The sequence below is a fragment of the Enterococcus sp. 3G6_DIV0642 genome, assembly GCF_002140635.1.
Taxonomy (GTDB): Bacteria; Bacillota; Bacilli; order Lactobacillales; family Enterococcaceae; genus Enterococcus_D; species Enterococcus_D casseliflavus.
Genome location: NZ_NGLH01000001.1, coordinates 716,592 through 740,028, shown reverse-complemented (window position 1 = coordinate 740,028; position 23,437 = coordinate 716,592). Strand labels below are relative to the sequence as shown.

Annotated in this window: 21 protein-coding genes; 4 read left to right on the top strand and 17 right to left on the bottom strand. The window is 44.3% G+C overall.

Translation table 11 applies throughout. The features are described 5' to 3' along the window. Positions 1 to 3: 3 nt before the first annotated feature. From hisB to hisG, 4 genes are read right to left on the bottom strand one after another with little or no spacing between them, the layout of a single operon-like run. Positions 4 to 597, bottom strand: a complete 594-nt coding sequence (gene hisB / locus A5878_RS03555; RefSeq protein ID WP_005225202.1) for an imidazoleglycerol-phosphate dehydratase HisB — start codon at positions 595 to 597, stop codon at positions 4 to 6. Next, positions 594 to 1,652 carry a histidinol-phosphate transaminase gene (gene hisC / locus A5878_RS03550; RefSeq protein WP_074536372.1) on the bottom strand — a complete coding sequence of 353 codons (1,059 nt, stop codon included), beginning with the start codon at positions 1,650 to 1,652 and terminating at the stop codon, positions 594 to 596. The genes hisB and hisC overlap by 4 nt, the downstream gene beginning before the upstream one ends. Beyond that, positions 1,649 to 2,929 (bottom strand): histidinol dehydrogenase, encoded by a 1,281-nt coding sequence (hisD, locus tag A5878_RS03545; protein WP_081343889.1) that lies wholly within the window; start codon positions 2,927 to 2,929, stop codon positions 1,649 to 1,651. The genes hisC and hisD overlap by 4 nt, the downstream gene beginning before the upstream one ends. After that, complete coding sequence (hisG, locus tag A5878_RS03540; protein WP_074536370.1) at positions 2,926 to 4,485, bottom strand: ATP phosphoribosyltransferase; 1,560 nt, start codon at positions 4,483 to 4,485, stop codon at positions 2,926 to 2,928. Before hisG ends, hisD begins: the two co-directional genes overlap by 4 nt. Positions 4,486 to 4,998: 513 nt before the next feature. Here hisG and A5878_RS03535 point away from each other — a divergent pair. Continuing rightward, positions 4,999 to 5,637 carry a type II CAAX prenyl endopeptidase Rce1 family protein gene (locus A5878_RS03535; RefSeq protein WP_074536369.1) on the top strand — a complete coding sequence of 213 codons (639 nt, stop codon included), beginning with the start codon at positions 4,999 to 5,001 and terminating at the stop codon, positions 5,635 to 5,637. Positions 5,638 to 5,794: 157 nt separating this feature from the next. Here A5878_RS03535 and A5878_RS17445 read toward each other — a convergent pair whose 3' ends face one another. The 9 genes from A5878_RS17445 to A5878_RS03495 form a co-directional block, all read right to left on the bottom strand. Further along, positions 5,795 to 5,959 carry a hypothetical protein gene (locus tag A5878_RS17445; protein ID WP_164888623.1) on the bottom strand — a complete coding sequence of 55 codons (165 nt, stop codon included), beginning with the start codon at positions 5,957 to 5,959 and terminating at the stop codon, positions 5,795 to 5,797. 116 nt (positions 5,960 to 6,075) lie between these two features. Then, positions 6,076 to 6,918 (bottom strand): Cof-type HAD-IIB family hydrolase, encoded by an 843-nt coding sequence (locus A5878_RS03530; protein ID WP_074536368.1) that lies wholly within the window; start codon positions 6,916 to 6,918, stop codon positions 6,076 to 6,078. Between the two features lie 239 nt (positions 6,919 to 7,157). Next, complete coding sequence (locus tag A5878_RS03525) at positions 7,158 to 7,559, bottom strand: hypothetical protein (RefSeq protein ID WP_074536367.1); 402 nt, start codon at positions 7,557 to 7,559, stop codon at positions 7,158 to 7,160. A gap of 562 nt (positions 7,560 to 8,121) precedes the next feature. After that, on the bottom strand, positions 8,122 to 8,778 hold the full coding sequence (locus tag A5878_RS03520; RefSeq protein WP_074536366.1) for an HAD family hydrolase: 657 nt from the start codon (positions 8,776 to 8,778) through the stop codon (positions 8,122 to 8,124). Between the two features lie 266 nt (positions 8,779 to 9,044). Next, complete coding sequence (locus tag A5878_RS03515) at positions 9,045 to 9,659, bottom strand: hypothetical protein (RefSeq protein ID WP_005225192.1); 615 nt, start codon at positions 9,657 to 9,659, stop codon at positions 9,045 to 9,047. Positions 9,660 to 9,891: 232 nt separating this feature from the next. Then, positions 9,892 to 11,157, bottom strand: coding sequence for a CapA family protein (locus tag A5878_RS03510; protein ID WP_086294609.1), 1,266 nt, complete (start codon positions 11,155 to 11,157; stop codon positions 9,892 to 9,894). Positions 11,158 to 11,437: 280 nt separating this feature from the next. Next, positions 11,438 to 11,569 carry a FeoB-associated Cys-rich membrane protein gene (locus tag A5878_RS03505; protein ID WP_086294608.1) on the bottom strand — a complete coding sequence of 44 codons (132 nt, stop codon included), beginning with the start codon at positions 11,567 to 11,569 and terminating at the stop codon, positions 11,438 to 11,440. Next, positions 11,566 to 13,704, bottom strand: coding sequence for a ferrous iron transport protein B (gene feoB, locus A5878_RS03500; protein ID WP_015509067.1), 2,139 nt, complete (start codon positions 13,702 to 13,704; stop codon positions 11,566 to 11,568). Before feoB ends, A5878_RS03505 begins: the two co-directional genes overlap by 4 nt. After that, entirely contained in the window at positions 13,704 to 14,171 is a 468-nt protein-coding gene (locus A5878_RS03495) for a ferrous iron transport protein A (protein ID WP_060793026.1), read from the bottom strand. Before A5878_RS03495 ends, feoB begins: the two co-directional genes overlap by 1 nt. Positions 14,172 to 14,528: 357 nt before the next feature. Here A5878_RS03495 and nrdH point away from each other — a divergent pair, with 357 nt between their 5' ends. From nrdH to nrdF, 3 genes are all read left to right on the top strand, one after another. Then, positions 14,529 to 14,753: a glutaredoxin-like protein NrdH gene (gene nrdH / locus A5878_RS03490; protein ID WP_005225182.1), complete on the top strand. Its 225-nt coding sequence runs from the start codon at positions 14,529 to 14,531 to the stop codon at positions 14,751 to 14,753. A 97-nt stretch (positions 14,754 to 14,850) separates the two neighbouring features. After that, on the top strand, positions 14,851 to 17,010 hold the full coding sequence (gene nrdE / locus A5878_RS03485) for a class 1b ribonucleoside-diphosphate reductase subunit alpha (RefSeq protein WP_086294607.1): 2,160 nt from the start codon (positions 14,851 to 14,853) through the stop codon (positions 17,008 to 17,010). Between the two features lie 97 nt (positions 17,011 to 17,107). Next, a complete protein-coding gene (gene nrdF / locus A5878_RS03480) occupies positions 17,108 to 18,073 on the top strand; it encodes a class 1b ribonucleoside-diphosphate reductase subunit beta (protein ID WP_005225180.1) in 966 nt (321 codons plus the stop codon). Positions 18,074 to 18,132: 59 nt separating this feature from the next. On the opposite strand, the gene A5878_RS03475 is transcribed toward nrdF, so the two are convergent. The 4 genes from A5878_RS03475 to glpK form a co-directional block, all read right to left on the bottom strand. Further along, positions 18,133 to 19,188, bottom strand: a complete 1,056-nt coding sequence (locus tag A5878_RS03475; protein ID WP_086294606.1) for an alpha/beta hydrolase — start codon at positions 19,186 to 19,188, stop codon at positions 18,133 to 18,135. A gap of 90 nt (positions 19,189 to 19,278) precedes the next feature. Further along, a complete protein-coding gene (locus tag A5878_RS03470; RefSeq protein ID WP_005225178.1) occupies positions 19,279 to 19,995 on the bottom strand; it encodes an MIP/aquaporin family protein in 717 nt (238 codons plus the stop codon). Continuing rightward, positions 19,988 to 21,817 carry a type 1 glycerol-3-phosphate oxidase gene (gene glpO, locus A5878_RS03465; protein ID WP_086294605.1) on the bottom strand — a complete coding sequence of 610 codons (1,830 nt, stop codon included), beginning with the start codon at positions 21,815 to 21,817 and terminating at the stop codon, positions 19,988 to 19,990. Before glpO ends, A5878_RS03470 begins: the two co-directional genes overlap by 8 nt. A gap of 3 nt (positions 21,818 to 21,820) precedes the next feature. Then, positions 21,821 to 23,341 (bottom strand): glycerol kinase GlpK, encoded by a 1,521-nt coding sequence (gene glpK, locus A5878_RS03460; protein WP_005225176.1) that lies wholly within the window; start codon positions 23,339 to 23,341, stop codon positions 21,821 to 21,823. Between the last annotated feature and the right edge of the window lie 96 nt (positions 23,342 to 23,437).

Below are 23,437 nucleotides of genomic sequence, written 5' to 3'. Positions count from 1 at the left end.
GAATCACTGGATCGTCCCTTTGGTTGAAGGGATCTCATCTGGGGCTGCTTGATTGATCGCTACTGCTTCACCTAAAGCCCGCCCAAAGCCTTTAAAACAAGCTTCCACAATGTGGTGGCTGTTTTTGCCAGCGATTTGATGGAGATGGATCGTAGCACCTAATTCACGGGCAAAAGCAATGAAAAATTCTTCAACCAATTCCGTATCAAACTGCTGCCCGATTTTTTCGCTCGGTATCGCCAACTCTACGACTGCCATGCCACGACCGCTAATATCGATCGCTGTCATGACTAAGGCTTCGTCCATCGGCAGCAGCATACTGCCATAGCGTTTGATGCCTCGTCGCTCCCCAAGACTTTCTGAAAACGCTCGGCCAATGGCGATGGCTACGTCTTCTGTTGTGTGATGGGCATCTACTTCTGTATCACCATCACAGACCAACGTCAAATCAAAGCGACCGTGGCGGACAAATAATTCCAGCATGTGGTCTAAAAACCCCACACCAGTCTTGATTGATTGCTGACCAGTACCATCGATCGTCAACTGCAGGTGGATCTTGGTTTCAGTCGTATTGCGGGTAACTTCTGCTTTTCTCATTCCTTCACCTCTTCTATGATCGTTGTTAACACCGTCATCAATCGTTCCATCTGGGCCCTCGTTCCTACCGTGATCCGTAAATACTCTTTGATGCGGGGCTGATTAAACCAGCGGACGAAGATTTTCTGCTCTTTCAGTGCCTGATACAACTCTTCACCAGCAATCGCAGGGTGCCTTGCAAACAAAAAATTTCCTTGGCTGTCGGTCTGCTCAAAGCCGAGTTTCGCTAGGGCTTGCTTGCTCCACTCACGCACGTGGATCGTTGCTTGGATCTTCTCATCGACATACGCTTGTTCTTGCAAAACGGCTGCACCAGCGGCTTGGGTCAAACTATTGACATTGTAAGGATTCAAGCTAAATTTCAACCGATTCAAGTCTTGGATCAGTCCTTCATTAGCAACCGCAAAGCCTAGGCGTGCCCCTGCCAGCTGCCGAGATTTCGAAAACGTCCCCACAACCAAGAGATTTGGGTATTGATCGATCAAAGAAACCATTGAAGAGCCGCCAAAATCGAGATAGGCCTCATCGACAATCACTAAGCGATCGGGATGCCGTTTTAGAAAGGCACAAATTTCACTTTGTTCTTGATAAACCCCAGTCGGCGCATTGGGATTGGCAAAAATAACGGTCCCTTTGAGCGAATCGTAGTCCGTTAACGCAATCGAGAAATCTTCTTGCAGCGGAACAACGGTGGCAGCGACTTGGTACAAGGCACTATACACTTGATAAAACCCATAGGTCACATCGGGAAAGGCGATGCCGTTTTCCGTGAAGCCTTGAAAGAGATAGGACAAGACTTCGTCACTGCCATTACCGAGAAACAGCTGGGCTGGTGTAACGCCAAGATAAGCAGCCAGAGGGGTTGTCACCACTTCAGCAGCAGTATCCGAGTAACGATTCAGCTTGTGGGCGGCATCGGCAACCGCTGCTTGAACACTTGGCGCTGGCGGATAAGGACTTTCATTGGTGTTCAGTTTAATAACGGCTTGCTCGTCTACTTGTTCCCCTGGTGTATAAGGAGTCAGCTTGTGATACTTTTGATGTAAAAAGGTCATTTTTCTCCCTCTCTTCGTACATTGATCGAACGGGCATGGCCGATCAAGTCTTCGGTTTCTGCGAACAATGCTACGGCTGGACCAGCCGCCTTCATGGCTGCTTCTGGGTAATACAAGTAGCTGCTTTTCTTAATAAAATCATCCACTGATAACGGTGAGTAAAAACGGGCGGTCCCTTCCGTCGGTAGGGTATGATTTGGCCCAGCAAAATAATCTCCCAGCACTTCTGGTGTATGATGTCCTAAAAAGACACTGCCCGCATTTTCTACTTGTCCCAACAAAGCAAAAGGATCTGCCACTGCTAATTCAAGGTGTTCTGGGGCGATTTGATTGGCAATGGTAAGAGCTTCGGTCAAATCTTTGACTAGGATCAACTTTCCGCTAGATTCAAGCGCTGCAGCAGCAATGTCTTTTCGGGGCAGTTCCTTCAGCTGCAAGTCAAGCTCTACTTGGACTTGTTCAATCAAGGCTGCTTCTGTTGTGACTAAGATGGCTTGCGCTAAGATATCATGCTCGGCTTGTGCCAAAAGATCCGCTGCCAGCCAGCGAGGATTTGCGCTGGCATCGGTGATGATCAGCACATCGCTGGGCCCTGCGATCATATCGATATCAACTTCGCCGTACACCATTTTTTTCGCTGTGGCGACATAAATATTTCCTGGTCCCACGATTTTGTCGACTTTGGGAATCGTTTCTGTCCCATAAGCCAATGCCGCTACGCCATGGGCACCACCGACTTTGTAGATTTCATCCACTCCAGCAACGGAAGCTGCCGCTAAGATAGCAGCTGGAACTTTTCCTTGGCTGTCCGTCGGTGTGATCATAACGATTTTTTTGACCCCGGCGATTTTTGCGGGCAGGACATCCATCAAAACCGTACTAGGATAAGCTGCTGTGCCGCCAGGAACGTAGACCCCGACTTTTGCTAGTGGCAAGACCCGCTGTCCCATCACAACGCCATTTTCCTTCGTCAAGACAAAGCCTTGCTGGACTTGCTTTTGATGAAATGCCAAAATGTTTTCCTTCGCCTGTTCCATCACCTCAAGCAGCTCAGGGGAGACGGCTTGGACAGCCGTTTCAACCTCCTCAAGACTGACGGTTAAGGAAGACAAGGTCACTTGATCGATTTCTTCAATTAATTGAAACAACGCCTGATCTCCTTGCTGCTGAACACGGGCAATGATTTGGGCGACAACGGTTGAAACATCCTTCGTTTCCGACTGTTTCCTTGCCACAATCGTTTCGATCGTATCTTTTTGGGTCGAAAAAATTCTCATAATTGCTCCCTCACCTTCTCAATCACTGTTTGAATGCGTTCTTGCTTGAAACGCCACGTGGCGTGGTTGATCACTAAACGCGCTGAAGACGGCGCGATGTCTTGGATCACTTCTAGATCATTTTCTTTTAGTGTCGTCCCCGTTTCGACGATGTCAACGATCACATCGGAGAGACCTAACAAAGGAGCCAATTCAATGGATCCATGCAGTTGGATCAATTCCACCGAGCGACCTAATCCTTGATAAAACTGGCGGGTGATCTGCGGATATTTTGTGGAGACCCGCAGCGGTCGGGAGAAATCTTCCTCGAAATCCGTACGCGCAGCTACTGCCAAACGGCAGACCCCCATATGCAAATCAAGAAATTCGATGACTTCTGCCTTGCTTTCCATTAAAATATCTTTGCCTACGACACCGATATCCGCCACTCCGTGCTCCACATAGATCGCCACATCGCTCGGCTTGACTAAGAAAAAGCGCAGCTTGTTTTCTTCATCACAAAAAATTAGTTGGCGATTGTCTTTGAAGACGCCTTGCGCAGCGACTCCAGCTTTCGTGAATAAATCGTATACGGCATCCCCCATGCGGCCTTTAGGTAGCGCAATGTTCAAATAGCCTGAACTTTCGTTGTCAGTCGGCAACTTTTGCCCTACATGATTGAGCTTCATACCAAAACCGATCGCCCCTTGCTCTTTGCCTTGGCGACTCATCAAGCGATCATAACGGCCGCCATATAAAATCGTCTCTCTTGCTTCTTCGATGAATCCTTGAAACAGCAAGCCACTGTAATAATCGGCATCATTTAAAATTGAAAAATCCAGCCTTATCCGAATGGAGGCTGACAGTTGTTCTTTTTGCAATGCTTGATACAGTTGTTTTAGTTCTGTTAAACCAGCTTGTGCTTGGGGATAATCAGCCATCAGCTCCTTGGCTTTTTGATACTTGGTTTCAAAATCACCTGACAAACGTACCAGTTTCGCCAATTTTTCAGCTTCTGTTGCTGACAAGCCAGCCTTTTCAGTCAGTGCATCCATGCCATGGGAACTCTTGTCCCGCAGGCAGTGCAGTACCTTTTGTCGATCCGCTTCGGGGAAGCGTTGGCAGATGCCATCCAAAATCCCCATATGAGACAGATCCAAGGTCCCTTTTCCCACCTGAGCCAAACTTTCCCAAGCCAGTTTTACAACCTCCAGTTGATCTTCCCATGTGATTTGGTCAATGAGCTCCAAACCGATTTGATCGATCTTTTGGTATTCCCCTGCTTGACGATCCTGTCGATAGACATCTTCCACATAATACACTCTGCGCGCTTCTCCAGAAGGTGTATTTTTGGCAATCGACAAGGTGACATCGGGTTTTAGCGCCATCGTCCTGCCATCCGTGCCTGTAAACGTGATGATGGAAGAACCACGCAAGAACTGATCACTTTGCTGATAGTTGCGATACTCTTCAAAATTGTTCGAGTGATAAGGTGAAAAATGATGCTGCGTATACAATTTTCTTAATTTCAGTTCGACTTGTTCGGCTGGTTTTAATACATTCCATAACTCTTCCACACTTATCACTCCTATTTCATGCCACTGATTCGGCTTTCTCACTGCTAAAGTCACGCTTTATCATCGATTCACCATCAGTTTTTCTAATAATACTAATGGTTTTGCCATAAATAAGCAATGGTATTTTTCGAAATATTCTGGAATTTTTAGTCGATTTCAAGAGAACATAGCGATGTCGTTTCTTTGTTGACGATTATTCCATCGAATCTGGAAGTCAGTTTTCCTTTCTTAATGAAGTAACTTAGTACTTGTGCATCCTCCATCACTTAGTTGCTCAACCATAAAAAAGTCCGAAATATACGACCATCTTGTTTCAGAAACTCGTTATCGATTACTCTATCTTTTGTACCGTACAAAGAATTGGCGCAAATGAAGCGATGATATGAAAATCACCCAAAACGTTCATTGTTGTACTTATCGCTTATATTACGGCACAAAAAACACACAGCAGAAGAATCAGAGAAAACAGCTAAATAGTACATGCTCTATAGCTTAATAAGGAGAGAAAAGTAAATGAACAAACTTATAGGAAAACAAATCTCATGGAACAACGCTTTACTAGGAACGGTCCTCGCAGGTATCGGTTTGGTCGGTCTTTTGTATGCCCCTGCCATCGTCAGCATCTTCTCATTGTCGATTGCCAGCTATTGGGCATTACGGCTAGTTTACGGTAAAGAAGCAGTCAAGCAGCTCTTTGGAAAACCCATCGCGCCAGTGAAGACGATCAGCAAGTATTTTCTTTTAAACATCCTGATCAGCTTTCTCGTTTCTCTCGTTTTGCAATACGGACTAAAGTGGGATCTTCACGGAAACCCTGTGAACGAAGGCTTTCAGTGGTTGACTCTGCTAGTTATTCCAATCATGTTACTTGGAGAAGAACTCTTTTCCATCTTCTTTTTAGCGATTTTTTCTAGTAAATGTACCTTGCCAGTTGCCAGCATCCTTTCCGCGATCATCTTTGGCTTGGTTCATTACAGCACTTATGACAACGGCAATGTTTTCCATACCTTGGTTCATATTCTTTTCATTCAAGGGGTGGCGCGCTTGCTATTTAACCAAGCTGCCATCAAGAGCAACTCGATCCTGACTAGTTGGGGCACACATGTCTTGTTCGACCTGTTTGCTATTTTAGTGGCTTATCTGACTGCTTGAGAAAAACGAAAAAGACTGATTCAATTGAAATCAGTCTTTTTTGATACAACAACTAGTTGCCTGAGTATTCCTCCCTGAAAGGAAGCATTGATCGCTTTTGTGCCTTTCACGAGGTTGGGTGTTTGTTCTATTCGCTGTGTTTCATAAGAAAATGTCCTTACTTTTTAAAGGGATCCTCTTTTACTTTCTCACAAATTTCTGCTTCACTGTACACCTTCATCAGCCGCTTGACTTCGCCTTCGATATTAAAACGCAGGGCTTCTGTCGCCTTCAGGTTTTTCAAAGCTTGTTCAAGATAACAAAAAAAGGTCGTTTCCTTCATTTACCCAGCCTCCTTGTCAATCGTTGGTTTTACAGGTCACTTTAACAACGTCGCTCAACTCCTGATCAATTCCTCTAGGAAACAAAAGAATTGTGCAGACATCTGCTTCTTAGTGGTTACACCAGACCGTGCTTTTGGAGTGCTTGCGCAATCCCGCCGTCTTCTGGACGAGCCGTCAGCTCGTCAGCTACTGCCAATAGCTGTTCACAGGCATTGCCCATCGCAATTCCTGTCGCAACGGCTTCAAACATTTCGACATCATTATGGCCGTCACCAAACGCCAAGGTATCTTTGTTATCGATCCCTAGATGGTTCAAGAGAAAATCGATGGCTGTTTTCTTGTGGATATTCTTGATGCCGATCTCGCCACTGTCTTTGCCAAAAACAGGAACTGTACTGCGAATCATTTGGAATTGTTCGTGGTATTGGTCATGAACCTGTTCATAAGGAATGGAATGATTGATAAAGGAAACTTTGTTCACGTCATCGTAATCGATTTTCGCTTCGTCCTCAATCAGTAAATCAAGGAACCACTGAATAGTTTGAACGCGTTGTTTTCCTGCTTCACTTTCAACAGGCTCACCTGCTAAGACGATCTCAATCAACCGATTTCGTAAATTGGTACTTGCAAATAATCCTTGATTCGATTCCAAGTAATACTCGATTTGGTTTGCTTTTAAGAAATCGATCAGTCTTAATAAGGCTTCCTTTTCAAAAACTTTGTGCAAAATCACCTCATCGTGCACCTCGCAATAACCGCCGCCGGCACCAATCATTCCACTTAAAGGCAGTGCCAGTACATCTTCTGTGATTTCGGCTTTTGAACGACCTGTACACAAGAAAAACTCATGCCCCTTCTTATGTGCCGCTGTGATCGCTTGGCGAGCACTTTCTGGTACGTTTCCCGCATCATCGCACAATGTTCCATCTACATCTAAAAAGACAATTTTCTTCGTCATTTCATTCCCTCTTTCCTAACCCAATCAATAAAACGCTCACATGAACATATTTGCTGAATCCAAGATGTCACCATCAGCCGCTTGCTATTAGTATAACAAATCACAAGATAACCTCGCTAGACTATTTTACTGACTCATACATAAACACGCTCTCGTTTTTTCTCGATGCCCTTTATCCTTGATGATCGTCAAATGGCTTTCATTTGATCACTTTTAAGGTGACTTATCCTTTGCGTAGCTTACTCTTCACTTAAATAAATCAACCCCCATTTAGGTAGTTGGTTAGTTGCATGACCCGTAAGCTCGCGATAATAGTACCGTTTGTCATGCTTGATCATACTGATAATTTCCTCTTCCTTCATCCCCAGCTCTTGACATAAGTCAGTTTTGGTATTGGTCACAAGTTCCAGTAGAATTTGGATCTGTGCGTCCACAGCCAGAAGCGCTCGAAAGGTATCAAATAAGTTCTTTGTTCGATCATAGTAAATGTCTTCGAAGTCAACACAAAGTTCCTTATAATAAGTAAAAAGTTTCGGATAGGCTGTCAGTACCCCAGCGCTTAACAATACTTCCTTTGAATAAGACAGATAATCCTTCGGGTCATTTATTTTTTCTGATAACACAGAATCACTCCTTTCCATCCATGGCTTTTCTTCAATGATAGCATTGATCCCTCATTTGATCGTAATGATTTCCATCCTCGTTAGTTGCCCTTACATCCCTTCACATAAAACAAAGGCTTTATCTTCTAGTATTTCAAATCACATGAAATCCTTGGGTGGCATCCCTTTCTGCGCTCACCTCCAATGCATGATCTAAGAAAATCAGTTACTCTCATTATAGTTTTTTGTTTCTCCAAGCTTATAATTCCTTTTTGCTCTAGCAGAGGAATAAGAGAGAAAAATCCAGCGTACCAGCATTGCTGTATCAACAAGAAGAAAGATCAAAAGGAATCTATTTGCAGTGATTTTCCGATGATTACACGATCAACCAAAAGAACGAATGGAAATGAATGCTTTTAACCAATGCTGTGGCGCCTTCATTCCCACGACAGCACAAAAAACCAATGATCGCTGGTTTCGATCATTGGTCAAAGTTCTCAAATTGCATGTTGTAAAAGCACGATCTGTCCTTTCTTTTTGGATCATGCCAAGATATAAGCGAGGCTAAAACGTCCTCTTACACTGTGAGCACAAAAAAGGATCATGCATATAGAAAATCTAAAATCTCACGTGGCGCGTCTACCAAAGCATCTGGGTTTTCTTCAGAAAGCTTTTTCGGATCGTGGCTGCCCCACGTAACGGCGATCGTTTTGACACCCGCGGCTTTTCCCATTTGGATATCAAAAATAGCATCTCCTATCATGATCGTCTTTGTCGGGTCAAATTGATAGTGTGCCACGACTTTATTGATTCCTTCGGGATGAGGTTTGTAGTGGGTCACCGCATCAGAGCCGATGATTTCTTCAAAGAACGCGACAAGGTCCTGAGCAGCTAGGTTTCGTTTGACAACCGCTGTCTTCTTACTTGAAACGACGAAACAAGGTACCTTTCGTTTGTTTAAGATTTCTAAGACATGGGGAATTTCTGGAAATACTTTCAAGGTACTTTCTTCATAGGTTTGGTAATAGGCTCGGAAAATCCGAATCAATTCCGTTGCGGTTTCTTGATCTAATGGCTGTTCAGACATTTTAAAAAATGATTCTTCGATCGGTATCCCCATATAATGTTCAATGACTACTTCACTGGGTACTTTGAGTCCCATCTCTTTAAAAGCTGCTTTTGTCGCCTTCACACTACATTCTTTTGAATCCAATAAAGTTCCATCTAAATCAAATAGCACACATTCAACCTGCTTCACGATATTTCCTCCTCCAAAAGGTATTCCATCAATTTTCTACAAATGCTTTTTTCATTTACCCAGTATTTCTTTCCATTACTGATTATCTCTATTTTATCACTAAAAAAAAGCATTATCATATTTTTCCATAACCTTCTTCATTTATTGCTAATATACTTATATAAAAAACGACTCGCTTTGAACACAGAGTCGTTTCTACAAGATAGGCAAATTTACCTGAAGGCCTATTTATCAGGCATAAAAAGTTAAACCCATTTTTAGCTTTTTTATTGCAAGATATATCCTTTGCCCCAAGCGGTACGGACGCGTTTTTCAGTATAGTCGTATTCATCTAATTTCTCATTGATTCGTTTCGCCAAAATCGATAGCTGCGATTTTCGGGAATTCGTGCCGCCGTTGCCCCAAATTTTCCAGCAAAGGTCCTCTCGGTTGATAAATTGCTCTTCTGCTAGATTATTGAAAAAGATCTGTTCTTGCAGACTAAGAAATTTAGGGAACGATTCCTTCGTTACTGATGCCTTTTCTAACTTGCGAGTATTTGGTGGCAAAGCCGCCAAAAATTCTCTCAACTCGACAAATGACCGATTAAGATAGGTCGCATTTTCCGCTTTTTCCAGTATCATTTCTTGTTCGTCATTCCCTGGCAAGATTCGAACGATCCGCTGTTGATAATAAGGAGCCAATGTCTGATTGAGCAATAAAAATTCTGGATCAGCAATTGTTTCACTGACAAATAAACAGTCAAATAACTTGGCACTTTCTATCAACCATTCCTCCTCTTCGGTACTTCTGCCCACGAACACTTCATGGCTCAAAATCTGCAGCTCCCGCTGCAAATCAATCTCATATGATATATTTTTCGTCAATATGATAATTCTCATGATACACCCTACTTTCCTTTCTTATTTATTCAGAAATGAGTTGGAAATGATTTCTGAATACTTTATGTTGACATTATTACTTATTTTTATCAGCTTGAGGTGTCATTTTTTGTTCATAAATGGTGATCTGGTGTCATGTTTTAAAAAATAGATCGACTTTCATTTCATGGTTCATACTCTTCGATAGCCAATAAAAAAGCAACCTGTTAGCCAGATTGCTTTCTTGCCCTCACTACTCCCACTTCAAATCCAACAGCTCCAGCATTTCATGGTAGGCGGTTTCGATCCGCTGGCGCTTTTCTTCAGGGACATTTTTGGCATATTGCCCATCTGGCAGATAATCTTCGGCAAGGTAGACTTGAAAATCAAAGGCCTGCAAGACGCCGTATTCTGGATCATAATAGGTACGATCAGGGATCGGTTCTTTGGAGACCCAAGTCGGATGCATGGCAATCTTGCTTAAATAGGTCCGCTGCCCTTCTTTGGAGATTTCAACTTCTGGGATAACGCCTCGTTCGGTCCAATAGTTGTTATTGACGGTTTCATAACGTTGATTCGACAATAAGTTTCCCATTGAATAAATGATAAATTTCTTTTCACCGTCCTTTTCGATGATTTCGGTTGGTTCTGCTACATGCGGATGGCCGCCGAAGATAATATCAGCACCAAAATCGATCATCTTCCGATAAACAGTTTGTTGTTCTTCCGTTGGTTCTAAAGAATACTCGACACCAGACTGAGGCATCACGATGGTGATATCCGCCAAGCTTTCCGCTTCTTTGATCTCTGCTTCCACTTTATCTAACGACAAGTCTTTCAAATAGGTGTCATACTCTGCTTGAGTTAAGCTTTCTTCAAGGCCATTGAAGCCATAGGCATAGGCCAAGAGAGCAACTTTGATCCCGTTGACTTCTTTGACCAGGATTCCGCTATTGTCGACCGTGACACCAATCGTTGCCAAGCCTTGGTCGTGAAAAGCAGCCGCCGTTGTTTTGATTCCTTCGATCCCTGTATCTAAAATATGGTTATGGGCAAGATCAATCACATCAAAGCCCGCGTCTTTGATACTGGCAACGGCATCGATAGGGGCGTTGAATAAGGGAAAACCGCCAAGCGGTTTATTAGGATTGATGGTTCCTTCAAAATCACCTAAAGCAAGGTCCGCCGATGCAATCAGCGGTTTGACTTGCTCAAAATCATTGTCAAAATCATAACGCTTCCCATCGTAAGCGCTTAAATAAACAGGTGTATGATAAAGCATATCGCCACTAGCTGTCACTGTGATGGTTTTTACTGCTGGCTTTGTTTCGGTAGAACTACTCGTTTCTTGCATTGGCTTTGTTGCCTTTGTCGTTTCTGCTGTATGACGCTGTTCGGGGATGCTTGTCACTTGAATCACTAGATAAATCACTCCAAGTATGATTGCCAGCAACGCTGTACTTACCCCCACAATGATCCGCTGGCGTTTCTGACGCTCCCGTCTTCGTTGTTGTCTCATGCCCTCACCCTTTCACTCTGCTTTATCAAAAACCTATCTTCGTTTACGTTCTAACGAGGTTCCCTGCTCCCTTTCCTGCGATCCCCACTAAATAATATCTTTTCATTAAATAATTATACTATATTTGAGATTCCTTTAATAGGTCATTTTGTAAAGAATAAAAAAACAGCCCGATCGTGATCGAACTGTTTGATTCGCTTCTGAGTTGTTTGATTCGCTTCTTTTATTCTTTTCTATAGTAGCTCTGACCTCAGAAATTTTTGCTTCCTGAAGCTATTTTCTACTTTGCTTCCTCATGCTTCACGGGACAACTGCTATGACAATCAGAACAATAATCCTTTTTCACCATGCGGTACACTACACGGGTGCCATAGCCAAAAATCAGGCCGCTTAGAATTATTGTAGCAATCATTTTTCGCCTCCTACGACTTGGATCAAGGGTGCACTCCCTCGGAATGGTTTCTTCAACAGAGCAAATACCAATAGCCCAGCAATGAGGATTGCCGCGAAAACACCCAGCGTGAGGTGTCCGCCTTCAAAGATGACGTGCCCGAATTGGTAGACCAACAAACTAGCGCAGTACGCCAAGCCACATTGATAGCCGATGGCTAACCATGTCCACTTGCTGTCCCCCATTTCACGGTGGATCGCACCGATAGCAGCAAAACAAGGGGCACATAGTAAATTAAAGACGAGAAAAGAGTATGCCGCCACAGCAGTGTAATCGCCGCGCAACACTTGCCAAATCTCCGTCCCGCTTTCTGACAACTCCCCGGTTTGTCCGTAGAGGATCCCAAAGGTGCCGATCACATTTTCTTTGGCGACCAGGCCAGTGATCGTCGCCACGGCGCCTCGCCAGGTTCCCCAGCCTAGGGGAGCAAAAAGCGGCGCCAAAAGTCGTCCGAAAAAGGCCAAAATGCTTTGGTCTTCTGTGACCCGCTGCAAGGCAAAGCTGTAGCTGGAGGTAAACCAGACAAAGATACAAGCCACAAAAATTATCGTCCCGGCTTTTTTCACAAAAGCAATGGCTCGATCACAGGCACTTTTCAAAATCGTTGTGAGCTGCGGCAAGTGATACGCTGGCAGTTCCATAATAAATGGTGCCAGATCACCTGCAAACAGCGGTGTTTTTTTCAAGACGATCCCTGAAAAAATCACAGCACCCATGCCGACAAAATAGGCCGATGGGGCGACCCAACTATACTGAGGGAAAAAGGCTCCTGAAATCAATGCGATGATCGGCAATTTGGCAGAACAAGGCATGAAGGTCGTGACCATCACCGTCAACCGACGATCCTTTTCATTTTCAATCGTTCGGCTTGCCATCACCCCCGGCACCCCGCAACCGGTAGCGATCAACATGGGGATAAACGACTTGCCAGATAGACCAAACTTGCGAAACAGGCGGTCCATGACAAATGCCACCCGTGCCATGTATCCGCAGTCCTCCAAGATAGCCAAACAAAAAAACAGCACGAAGATCTGTGGCAAAAAGCCTAAGACCGCACCGACACCTGCCACGATGCCGTCTAAAATCAGTTCTTGCAGCCACTGGGCGACTTGCAGCTGTTCTAGCCAGTGCGCTGCTGTTTCGGGAATCCAGCTGCCAAATAATACATCATTGACCCAATCAGTACCAATCGTACCAATCGTCTGAATCGATAAATAGTAGATTCCCCACATAATGAAGGCAAAAATCGGTAGTGCCAATACGCGATGGGTCAACACACGGTCGATTTTGTCGCTGAAGGCTAAGTGCTGATCTGTTTCCTTGATGACTGCCAGCGCCAACAATTCTTCAATGAAGCCATAGCGTTCATTGACGAGAATGGCGTCACTGCTGTCTTTAAAGATCAGCTCTAAAATCGAAATCGTCTCCTGAAGGACTGCCTGCTGGGAATCAGTCAGTTTACACATCGTCTGAATCGCTTCATCTTTTTCAAAGAGTTTTATGGCAAACCAGCGTTTTTGCTGCTGAGGGATCGTCTCTGGCAAAATCGCCATGATCTCGGTCAAGCCAGCTTCTAGACGAGCATCGTAGCGGGGAGGAAGCGGTTGTGTATTGGCTACATGCTTCGCTGCCTCGATCATTTTGGTTAAGCCGCGTTGCTTCAAAGCACTGATCCCTACTACGGGAACCCCTAGACCGTAAGCCAGCTTTTCGAAATTGATCTGCAAGCCTTTTTTCTTTAATAGGTCGATCATGTTGATGGCTGCCACAGTCGGGACATTCATTTCTAATAATTGCAATGTTAGATACAGGTTGCGCTCCAGGTTGGTTCCATCGATAATATTGATCACCGCATCCAATGATGCTTCCATCAAATAATTGCGAGAAATCAGTTCTTCTGGTGTGTACGGCGACAAGGAATAGATCCCTGGTAGATCTTGGATCAATACTTGTCGGTCTTTTCGCAGTCGCCCCGCTTTTCGTTCCACGGTAACGCCTGGCCAATTCCCCACTGTTTGTTTGGCACCGGTCAATTGATTGAAGGTACTCGTTTTCCCGCTATTGGGATTTCCTGCTAATGCAAAGTGATAGGTCATTACGCTTCGACTCCTTTTTCGACAAAAACCAACGCTGCTTCTTGCTTTCTCAAAGACAATTCATAGCCGCGGAGCCGAATCTCCATCGGATCACCCAAAGGAGCCAGCTTCACCACTTCCAAATGGACGTTTTTCGTAAGCCCCATATCCATCAATCGACGGCGCACCGCTCCTTTGGCGGCGATCTGATTGACCTTCCCGCTTTCACCGACTTGTAGCTGATCCAAAGAGGTAATGATGGTTTGCTGCTGGGTTTCTGTGACATCGATTTGTTCCATGACCCGTTCATCTAAAGCGATCCGCGTCCCTTGGTGTAAAATGATGCCGCCTTTGCGATCTTTTTGTACCACAACGATTTCAACGCCCGTGCGAATACCAAGATCATTTAAATGAGCCGTGATTTCTTTGGTGGTTGCCAACGAGTCGATTTTGTATGTTCCAGAAGCCCGAGTTTGCGCCATTTTCATTGCTTCTTACTCCTTTTGTGAAGTGTTGTTATAATTAACCTACTTTAATTGAGAATGATTATCATTATAATAGAGCCATTTCCATAAGAAGTCAATCTGTTTTGGGTCTCACTTTGAATCTTCCTTCACAATACGGATTTTTTTTACTCATTTTGATTGCATATCCCCTGTATTAATTACGCAAAAACCTTGTAATTCTAAGTATTTTCCGCTTTTTTTCCTTGCATAAAAAACACAGAAACACTATAAATTGTGTATGCCGAATTCACAAGCACAAGATATAGTGTTTTTTCGTTGACTTTCTCCGAGACTTATTTATACTAGGTTTATAACTATTACAACTCGGAGGAAACAATTATGAATATCAAACTATTTTCGAAAAACAACTGCATGCAATGTAAAATGGCGAAACGCTTTTTAAGTGAAAATCAGATTGCATTTGAAGAAATCAATATTGATAATGAGCCTGAAGCATTAGAATTTTTGAAAGAACAAGGATTCCAAAGTGTGCCAGTCATTACCTCTGATGCGCAAACGATCATCGGTTTCCGTCCAGATCAACTACGTCAATTAGCGAGCTAAGATTTTTCTCAATGTGATGCTTTTGAGGGATTTGTCAGTCGTCCAGACCGCAAGTCCTTTTTTATACGAACAAAACAAGAAAAGAGGTTAGCCATTTATGAGCTTGAAAGAAATCAAAGATGTCAGTTATTTCAAATTGAATAATGAGATCAACCGTCCAGTAGATGGTCAAATTCCATTAAATAAAGACAAAGAAGCCTTAGCGGCATTCTTTAAAGAAAACGTTGAACCAAATACCTTAACCTTTGCGACTGCAATGGACAAAATCAATTATTTGATTGAAAATGATTATTTAGAAGATGAATTTATCAAAAAGTATCGCCCTGCCTTTATTGAGCAATTGTATCAATTCTTAGATGAGCAACACTTTACTTTCAAATCATTTATGGCTGCTTACAAGTTTTATTCACAATACGCATTAAAAACGAATGATGGTACCGCGTATCTAGAACGTTACGAAGATCGGGTGGCTTTCAACGCCCTTTACTTTGCGGATGGCAATGAAGAGTTAGCAATGAGCTTGGCAGATGAAATGATCTACCAACGTTACCAACCAGCAACCCCTTCTTTCTTGAATGCAGGACGCAAACGTCGCGGTGAGTTGGTTTCTTGTTTCTTGATCCAAATCACTGATGACATGAACGCGATCGGTCGTGGGATCAACTCCGCGCTGCAACTTTCACGAATCGGTGGCGGTGTCGGGATCACGTTATCAAACTTGCGGGAAGCCGGCGCGCCTATCAAAGGCTACGAAGGGGCAGCAAGCGGTGTGATGCCTGTAATGAAATTGTTTGAAGATAGCTTCAGCTACTCAAACCAATTGGGTCAACGGCAAGGGGCTGGCGTGGTCTACTTGAACGTCTTCCACCCAGACATCATCAGCTTTTTATCAGCGAAAAAAGAAAATGCGGATGAAAAAATCCGTGTCAAAACCTTATCATTAGGCGCGATCGTACCTGACAAATTCTACGAATTGACGCGCAAAAATGAAGAGATGTATCTCTTTAGTCCCTACAGTGTCGAAAAAGAATATGGCGTGCCCTTCTCTTATGTCGATATCACCAAGGAATACGACAACTTAGTCATGAACCCACGGATTCGCAAAACCAAAATCAGAGCCCGTGATCTAGAAAACGAAATTTCTAAATTGCAGCAAGAATCTGGTTATCCTTATATCATCAATATCGATACAGCAAACCGCAGCAACCCAATTGATGGCAAGATCATCATGAGTAATCTTTGTTCCGAGATCCTTCAAGTCCAAGCACCATCTGAGATCAACGGCAAACAAGAATACGAAGTTTTAGGAACAGATATCAGCTGTAACTTAGGTTCCACCAATATCGTGAACTTGATGGACAGCCCTGACTTTGGGAAATCTGTTCGAGCAATGACTCGTGCCTTGACCTTTGTTACTGATGCGTCTGACATTGACGTAGTACCATCGATCCAAAATGGGAATGCCTTGAACCACACGATCGGTTTAGGCGCAATGGGCTTGCATACCTATTTTGCAAAAAATCAAATGGAATATGGTTCACCAGAATCCCTTGAATTTACTGATCTTTATTTCATGTTGTTGAACTATTGGACATTGGTTGAAAGCAATGCCATCGCCAAAGAAAAAGGCGAAGTTTTCCATAACTTTGAAAAATCAGCGTATGCAGACGGCAGCTACTTCACCGATTATATCCAAGGTGACTACCAACCAAAATCGGAAAAAGTCAAAGCATTGTTCGAAGGCGTCTTTTTACCAACTGGTGAAGATTGGGCAGCCTTGGCACAAACCGTCAAAGAAACCGGCTTGTATCACCAAAACCGCCTAGCCGTTGCACCAAATGGTTCGATCTCTTATATCAATGATACGAGTGCCAGCATCCACCCAATCACACGGATGATCGAAGAACGCCAAGAAAAGAAAATCGGCAAGATCTACTATCCAGCACCTTACTTGAGCAATGAGACGATCGGCTACTACAAATCAGCCTACGATATGGATATGCGCAAAGTGATCGATGTTTACGCAACTGCTCAAAAACACGTCGATCAAGGTATGAGTATGACCTTGTTTATGCGTTCAGATATTCCAGAAGGTCTTTACGAATGGAAAGAAACGACAAAACAAACCACCCGTGATTTGAACATTTTGCGTCACTACGCTTTCCACAAAGGCATCAAATCGATCTACTATGTACGGACCTTTACAGATGATGCAGAAGAGATCGGCAGCAACCAATGTGAAAGCTGCGTCATCTAATCCAACTTTTGCCTGAAAACGAACCAACCGCCTGCCCCTGCTCTTTCTTGACAGCGGGTCGGCTGTTGTCTTGATACGATTATTGGAGGAACCGACTATGGGTAAGACTTACTATGAAGCAATCAACTGGAATGAGATCGAAGATATCATCGATAAATCCACTTGGGAAAAATTAACAGAACAATTCTGGTTAGATACGCGGATCCCTTTATCAAATGACCTTGATGACTGGCGGACGCTATCTCCATTAGAAAAAACAACGGTGGGCTACGTCTTTGGCGGCTTGACTTTATTAGATACCGTTCAATCAGAAAGCGGTATGGATCAACTGCGTAAAGATGTCCGCACCCCACATGAAGAAGCGGTCTTGAACAACATCCAATTTATGGAATCTGTCCATGCAAAAAGCTATTCATCGATTTTCAGCACCCTGAATACAAAAGCGGAGATCGCTGATATTTTTGAATGGACCAACACCAATCCATATTTGCAAAAGAAAGCCGAACGAATCAATGAGATCTACAAAAATGGCACACCGCTAGAGAAAAAAATCGCCAGTGTATTTCTAGAGACCTTCTTATTCTATTCAGGTTTCTATACACCCCTTTACTACTTAGGCAATAACAAACTAGCGAACGTAGCGGAGATCATCAAATTGATCATTCGTGACGAATCCGTTCACGGCACGTATATCGGCTACAAATTCCAATTAGGTTTCAACGAATTACCAGAAGACGAACAGCAAAAGCTGAAAGACTGGATGTACGACTTGTTGTATGAGTTGTATGAAAATGAAGAGCGTTATACCGAAGAATTATACGATGAGATCGGCTGGACCGAAGAAGTCAAAACCTTCTTGCGTTACAATGCCAATAAGGCTTTGATGAATCTAGGTCAAGACCCGCTTTTCCCAGATACCGCCAACGATGTCAATCCAATCGTCATGAACGGTATTTCAACTGGTACCAGCAACCACGACTTCTTCTCACAAGTTGGGAACGGGTATCTGCTTGGTTCCGTAGAAGCGATGAAAGACGATGACTACTTCATCGGACTTGATTGATCTGCTGACAAAAAAACACCTTGTTTCTCGCCAATTGAGGGTGAGAAACAAGGTGTTTTTTAGTGAGCCAACTGGTCTTTGATAAAGGTCAACGTTTCTGTCAAACAGGCCTGCGCTTGGGGCAAGCTATAATCAAATTGGTATTCGTGGGTCACCGTTTCCGAATCCTCTTTGTAAAAGTGACTCGTCACGGGAATATCAAGAGCTTGCAGCTGGTTGGCAAAGGCAATGCCTTGGTCTTCAAAGGAATAGGCATTGCCATCCGTGATATACGTTGGTGGAAAATCAGCCGTCAATTTATCCACCAGTGAGATCTCCTGCAGTTGGGGACTATCTTGCCATTCTTTTTTTCCTAATAACGACCAAGCCACCGTTTTGACAAAGAATTTCATAAAGCGATCATCTGAAGAAGTCCCGGCGATCTGCTTCAAATCAAGCGGTCCGCAATAGGAAATAAACCCTTTCAGGGCCGATGCAGGAATGTCTTGATCAAAGGACATTTCCTTCGCATACGCTGGATTGGTTTGCAGCGCCACATATTGCCCAGCGATTTGGGCTCCTGCAGAATCCCCGCCGAAGAAGAGTTGATCGAAATCCAGCATGGGGTATGCTTGGGCATCTGCTTTGATCGAGTCTACCGCTTGGGCTAATTGTTTGACCTGTCCAGGATAATGCAGACTTGGTGCCCATTCATAATTAATCGAAATCACAGCGGCTTTGGTTTCATCGACGACATAGGTCGCAAACTCTTTGACCCCTTCTTTGTCTCCGCCGACATAGCCGCCCCCATGGACCCAAAAAATGACTGGAACAGGGCCTTGTGCCTCTTTGGGATAGTATAGATCAAAGGTACTACGTTGATAATCCGATTGATACGTCAAGTCCTGTTTGACCGTCACATTCGGCAAACTTTTTTGATAAGCTGCCTCATCCTTGATGGTCACTTCTTGGTTAAACAGATGACCGATCAAAAAAGCCCCCGGTCGTGGGGAGAGTTGAAAAGCCAGAAAAACGGCAGCTAAGAGTCCGATCAGGACCATCGCCACCCACATGAAAAAGCGCAGAATTTTTTTCACGCAAAAGCTCCTTCCTTCGTTCTGTTTCAGCTTTTTCATTTAACCATGTTTTTTTAGCAAATTCAATGACAATCGCTAAAGATTAAAAAAGGATGATACCAATAGGCATCATCCTTAAAATAACATCGTTTATAATGGCAACATCATAAACAAACCAGCTGCGATCGCTGCCCCGATCATTGGACCGATGATTGGTACTAACGCATAGCCCCAATCGGAAGTCCCTTTGTTTTTGATTGGCAAGATTTGGTGAGCGATCCGTGGTCCTAAGTCCCGTGCCGGATTGATGGCATAGCCTGTTGGTCCACCAAGCGACAGCCCGATCGCTAAGATCAAGATCCCAACGACGATGGGATTTAATCCATCCGTAAAGGTATTGGCACCAAAAGCCAATAAGCCAAAGACTAAGACAAAGGTACCAATCACTTCAGTGATGGTATTCGATACTAAATTACGAACTGCAGGCCCTGTTGCAAAGGTACCTAAAATCGCGCCTTGGTCTTTTGTTTCATCCCATAATGGCAAGTAGTTGAGCCAAACGAGGATCGCCCCTACGATCGCACCAGCAATTTGTGCCAGCATAAACGGTACAGCCAAGCTCCAAGAAAAATTCCCCGTCATCGCCATGCCTAATGTAACGGCTGGATTCAAGTGAGCAGGTCCCATGTACCCTGAAACGTAAACGGCAATCGTTACCGCTGTCGCCCAGCCCATTGCGATCACGATCCAGCCAGAGGCTTCTGCTTTACTCTTTTTCAGATTGACAGCCGCACACACACCATCCCCTAACAAAACCAAAATAGCCGTTCCTAGAAATTCACTAAAGATCTGGGTTGTTTCATTCATCTTTTTTTCCTCCTTTTAAGGCTGTTAAATCTGATTCTGCGATCACTTGGTTCAATTCTGCTACATGGGCTGCTTTTTCTTCCTCGCTCCAGCCAAAGAAGTCGGTCATAGCTGCAACGACACCGGCTTTGACTTCATCTAAGGTGTCTCGCATAAATAGGATATGGTTGGTCCGACGCAATAGATAATCGACAGGCGTCAGAACCATTTCTTCATGCAAGGAATAGTTCAAGGCCGTACTTTCTTTTTCATCTAAGCCCTCAAACTTCGTCTTGTAGTTCAACACTTGGGGAAGATTCGACCCATAAAGATGAGCCAAATACGTCGCAGCTGCTTCATCGAATCCAGCGGCTTGCGCTTGGTCAGCCAGCTTCGCTAAGTCTTCCTCTACATTGGCTGCATCAAGCTCACCACCAGAAACTGGGTACGTGGTTGAATCCACTAACTCGAAGGATGCACCGCTTTCTTGGAGCAATTCATTGATCCGTTTGACTGCTCCTTCCGCCATCAAGCGATAATCGGTGATTTTTCCCCCTGCCAACGTCAATAGTCCGTCTTTTGAGCGTTCCAAACTGCTGCCGCGAGAAACTTGCGATGGATCCACTTTGCTGGCTTCTACTCGTTCTTGTGCTTGTTTTACGGCTTTTTCTACGACTGGTCGCTGCCGCTCATCTTCAAGATACTCTTTGACGCTTTCAACGATCTGCTCAAAGCTTTCATCCGATAGTTTGCCTTTACCGCCGCCATTGTAATCAGACCCGCCATTATTCACAATCAACGGACGCAATCCTGCCCAGCTCGCTTCGATATCATCAAGGGTGATCTGAGCGTGAGGGAAGCGTTCATTCACGATGGTCAATAGATAATCAACATCTTCTTGCGTGACCGTTGGATGGGCGAAATCGCCTGTATAATCCGTATCGGTTGTGCCAAAATAGGTCTTATTTTCTCTTGGTACCACGAAAACCATCCGACCATCATTTTTCCCAGTATCAAAATAGGTTGGTTGCGGCACTTTTAGTTTTTCCCGATCGACCACTAAATGGACACCTTTCGTCGGACGCATTTGTGGCGGCAACTCATCATTCTTGTCTAATTGACGAACGATGTCTGACCAAGGGCCTGTCGTGTTGATCACGACTTTGGCGTGAACCTCAAAGCGCTCGTTTGTCAGTTGATCCTCCACTTCTACCCCATTGATGATGCCTTGCTCATCATGTAAGATGCCGACGACTTTGGCTTTACTGATCATTGCTGCCCCATCGACTTGTGCTCGTTTGATGTTTTCGATCACCAAGCGGGCATCGTTGTTGCGAAAATCAAGATAGACACCGCCACCGACTAAGTTTTCCGCCTGCAGCTGAGGTTCGCGTTCTAAGACCTCTTCTTTCGTCAGCAGATAATTTTCGTATTTACTGCCTGTCACATTCGCTAAGCGATCATAAAGATCCATCGCCACTTTGACAGAAAACAAGGAGAAGGTTGCCCCTGGTTCATCATAGATTGGCAAAAGCATCGGATCTGGTTTCGGGATATGCGGAGCAATTTGCTGCACGATCGCGCGCTCCCGCACGGTGTCAGCGACCACTTCCACGTCAAAGGTTTTCAAATAACGAATACCGCCATGAACGAGTTTGGTGGACCGCGAAGACGTTCCTTCGGCAAAATCCTGCATTTCCAAAAGCACCGTCTTCATCCCAGCGGCTGCGGTTTGAACAGCAACCCCCGCGCCAGTGATCCCACCACCGATGATCAATACATCATAGGTGGTCTTTGCCGCTTCTTGAATGGTTTGCTTCCGATCTTTATGTGAAAAGGTCATGGCTTACTCGCCTTCTTTCTTCGCTTTGAATTTGAAGGTCTGAGTAGCTGCTACCGCTTGTTTCCAGCCTTCGTACAAATTGTCTCTTTCTTCTGCTGGCATTTCTGGTGTAAACATTTGCCCTTCTTCTGCCATTGATTTCAATTCATCCAAGTCTTTCCAGAAGCCAACCGCTAGCCCTGCCAAGTAAGCTGCACCTAATGCGGTTGTTTCCAGATTCGCAGCTCGTTGCACGTCAATGTCTAAAATGTCCGCTTGGAACTGCATCAATAAATCGTTTTTGGCTGCACCGCCATCGACTTTCAGCAATGGGATATCGATGCCAGAATCTTTTTTCATCGTGTCGATGACATCTTTTGATTGATACGCAACAGCTTGCAATGTTGCCCGAACAAAATCTTCCTTCGTCGTCCCACGAGTCAAGCCAAAGACGGCTCCTCTTGCATCTGAATCCCAATAAGGTGCGCCCAATCCAGTAAAGGCAGGCACCACATACACTTCATTATCGCCTTTTGCTTTGGCAGCTATTTCTTCTGATTGCGGAGAAGACTCGATCATTCGTAGACCGTCCCGCAGCCATTGGATCGCTGATCCAGCAACGAAGATACTCCCTTCTAAGGCATAATAGACTTTGCCGTTGATGCCATACCCGATGGTCGTCAGAAGGTCATTGTCAGACAATTGTGGTTCTTCACCCGTATTCATGACGATAAAAGCCCCAGTGCCGTAAGTATTTTTGATCATGCCTTTTTCAAAGGCCATTTGTCCAAAGAGGGCGGCTTGTTGGTCCCCAGCCATTCCAGCGATTGGTACTTCACTGCCGTAAAAATGGTAGCTGCGGGTGTGACCATAGACTTCTGAGTTGCTTTTGACTTCTGGCAACATCGAGCTTGGAATGTTCAAAAGATCCAAGATTTCTTGATCCCATTCTAATTTATGGATATTGTAAAGCATCGTCCGACTAGCATTGGAGTAGTCGGTGACATGGACTTGTCCATCTGTCAGTTTCCACACAAGCCATGAATCGATCGTTCCGAAAAGTAGCTCGCCATTATCCGCCTTTTCTTGTGCCCCTTCGATATTGTCTAAAAGCCAGCGCACCTTGGTCGCTGAGAAATACGCATCAATGACTAACCCAGTTTTTTCATGGATCATCTCTGTATGGCCATCTGCTTTTAATTGGTCAGCGATCGGTGAAGATTGGCGGGATTGCCAAACGATTGCATTTGCGATCGGCTGGCCTGTCGTTTTGTCCCAAACCACTGTCGTTTCACGCTGGTTGGTGATCCCGATGCCGGCGATTGCTTCTGGTCGGATACCTGATTCAATAAATGCCCCTGCGATGACTGATTGGACAGAGTTCCAAATTTCGTTGGCGTTGTGTTCTACCCAACCCGATTTTGGAAAGTATTGCGGAAACTCTTTTTGTGAACTACCGATTTTTTTCCCATTACGATCAAAAATAATTGCTCTTGAACTAGTGGTTCCTTGGTCGATCGCCATTACATAATTTTTTTCTGCCATTTGATTCGCTCCCTTTAGTTTTTTATACGCTTTTCTTGTTAGCGCTTTCTGACTTGCTTTTATTTTAGCTGAACTTTCGCTATGTGGTTCGTCAAT

Coding starts and splice junctions, on each gene's coding strand:
- hisB (WP_005225202.1), bottom strand. CDS start 597: ATGAGAAAAGCAGAAGTTACCCGCAATACGACTGAAACCAAGATCCAC.
- hisC (WP_074536372.1), bottom strand. CDS start 1,652: ATGACCTTTTTACATCAAAAGTATCACAAGCTGACTCCTTATACACCA.
- hisD (WP_081343889.1), bottom strand. CDS start 2,929: ATGAGAATTTTTTCGACCCAAAAAGATACGATCGAAACGATTGTGGCA.
- A5878_RS03535 (WP_074536369.1), top strand. CDS start 4,999: ATGAACAAACTTATAGGAAAACAAATCTCATGGAACAACGCTTTACTA.
- A5878_RS17445 (WP_164888623.1), bottom strand. CDS start 5,959: ATGAAGGAAACGACCTTTTTTTGTTATCTTGAACAAGCTTTGAAAAAC.
- A5878_RS03530 (WP_074536368.1), bottom strand. CDS start 6,918: ATGACGAAGAAAATTGTCTTTTTAGATGTAGATGGAACATTGTGCGAT.
- A5878_RS03525 (WP_074536367.1), bottom strand. CDS start 7,559: ATGGAAAGGAGTGATTCTGTGTTATCAGAAAAAATAAATGACCCGAAG.
- A5878_RS03515 (WP_005225192.1), bottom strand. CDS start 9,659: ATGAGAATTATCATATTGACGAAAAATATATCATATGAGATTGATTTG.
- A5878_RS03510 (WP_086294609.1), bottom strand. CDS start 11,157: ATGAGACAACAACGAAGACGGGAGCGTCAGAAACGCCAGCGGATCATT.
- A5878_RS03505 (WP_086294608.1), bottom strand. CDS start 11,569: ATGATTGCTACAATAATTCTAAGCGGCCTGATTTTTGGCTATGGCACC.
- feoB (WP_015509067.1), bottom strand. CDS start 13,704: ATGACCTATCACTTTGCATTAGCAGGAAATCCCAATAGCGGGAAAACG.
- A5878_RS03495 (WP_060793026.1), bottom strand. CDS start 14,171: ATGAAAATGGCGCAAACTCGGGCTTCTGGAACATACAAAATCGACTCG.
- nrdH (WP_005225182.1), top strand. CDS start 14,529: ATGAATATCAAACTATTTTCGAAAAACAACTGCATGCAATGTAAAATG.
- nrdE (WP_086294607.1), top strand. CDS start 14,851: ATGAGCTTGAAAGAAATCAAAGATGTCAGTTATTTCAAATTGAATAAT.
- nrdF (WP_005225180.1), top strand. CDS start 17,108: ATGGGTAAGACTTACTATGAAGCAATCAACTGGAATGAGATCGAAGAT.
- A5878_RS03475 (WP_086294606.1), bottom strand. CDS start 19,188: ATGAAAAAGCTGAAACAGAACGAAGGAAGGAGCTTTTGCGTGAAAAAA.
- A5878_RS03470 (WP_005225178.1), bottom strand. CDS start 19,995: ATGAATGAAACAACCCAGATCTTTAGTGAATTTCTAGGAACGGCTATT.
- glpO (WP_086294605.1), bottom strand. CDS start 21,817: ATGACCTTTTCACATAAAGATCGGAAGCAAACCATTCAAGAAGCGGCA.
- glpK (WP_005225176.1), bottom strand. CDS start 23,341: ATGGCAGAAAAAAATTATGTAATGGCGATCGACCAAGGAACCACTAGT.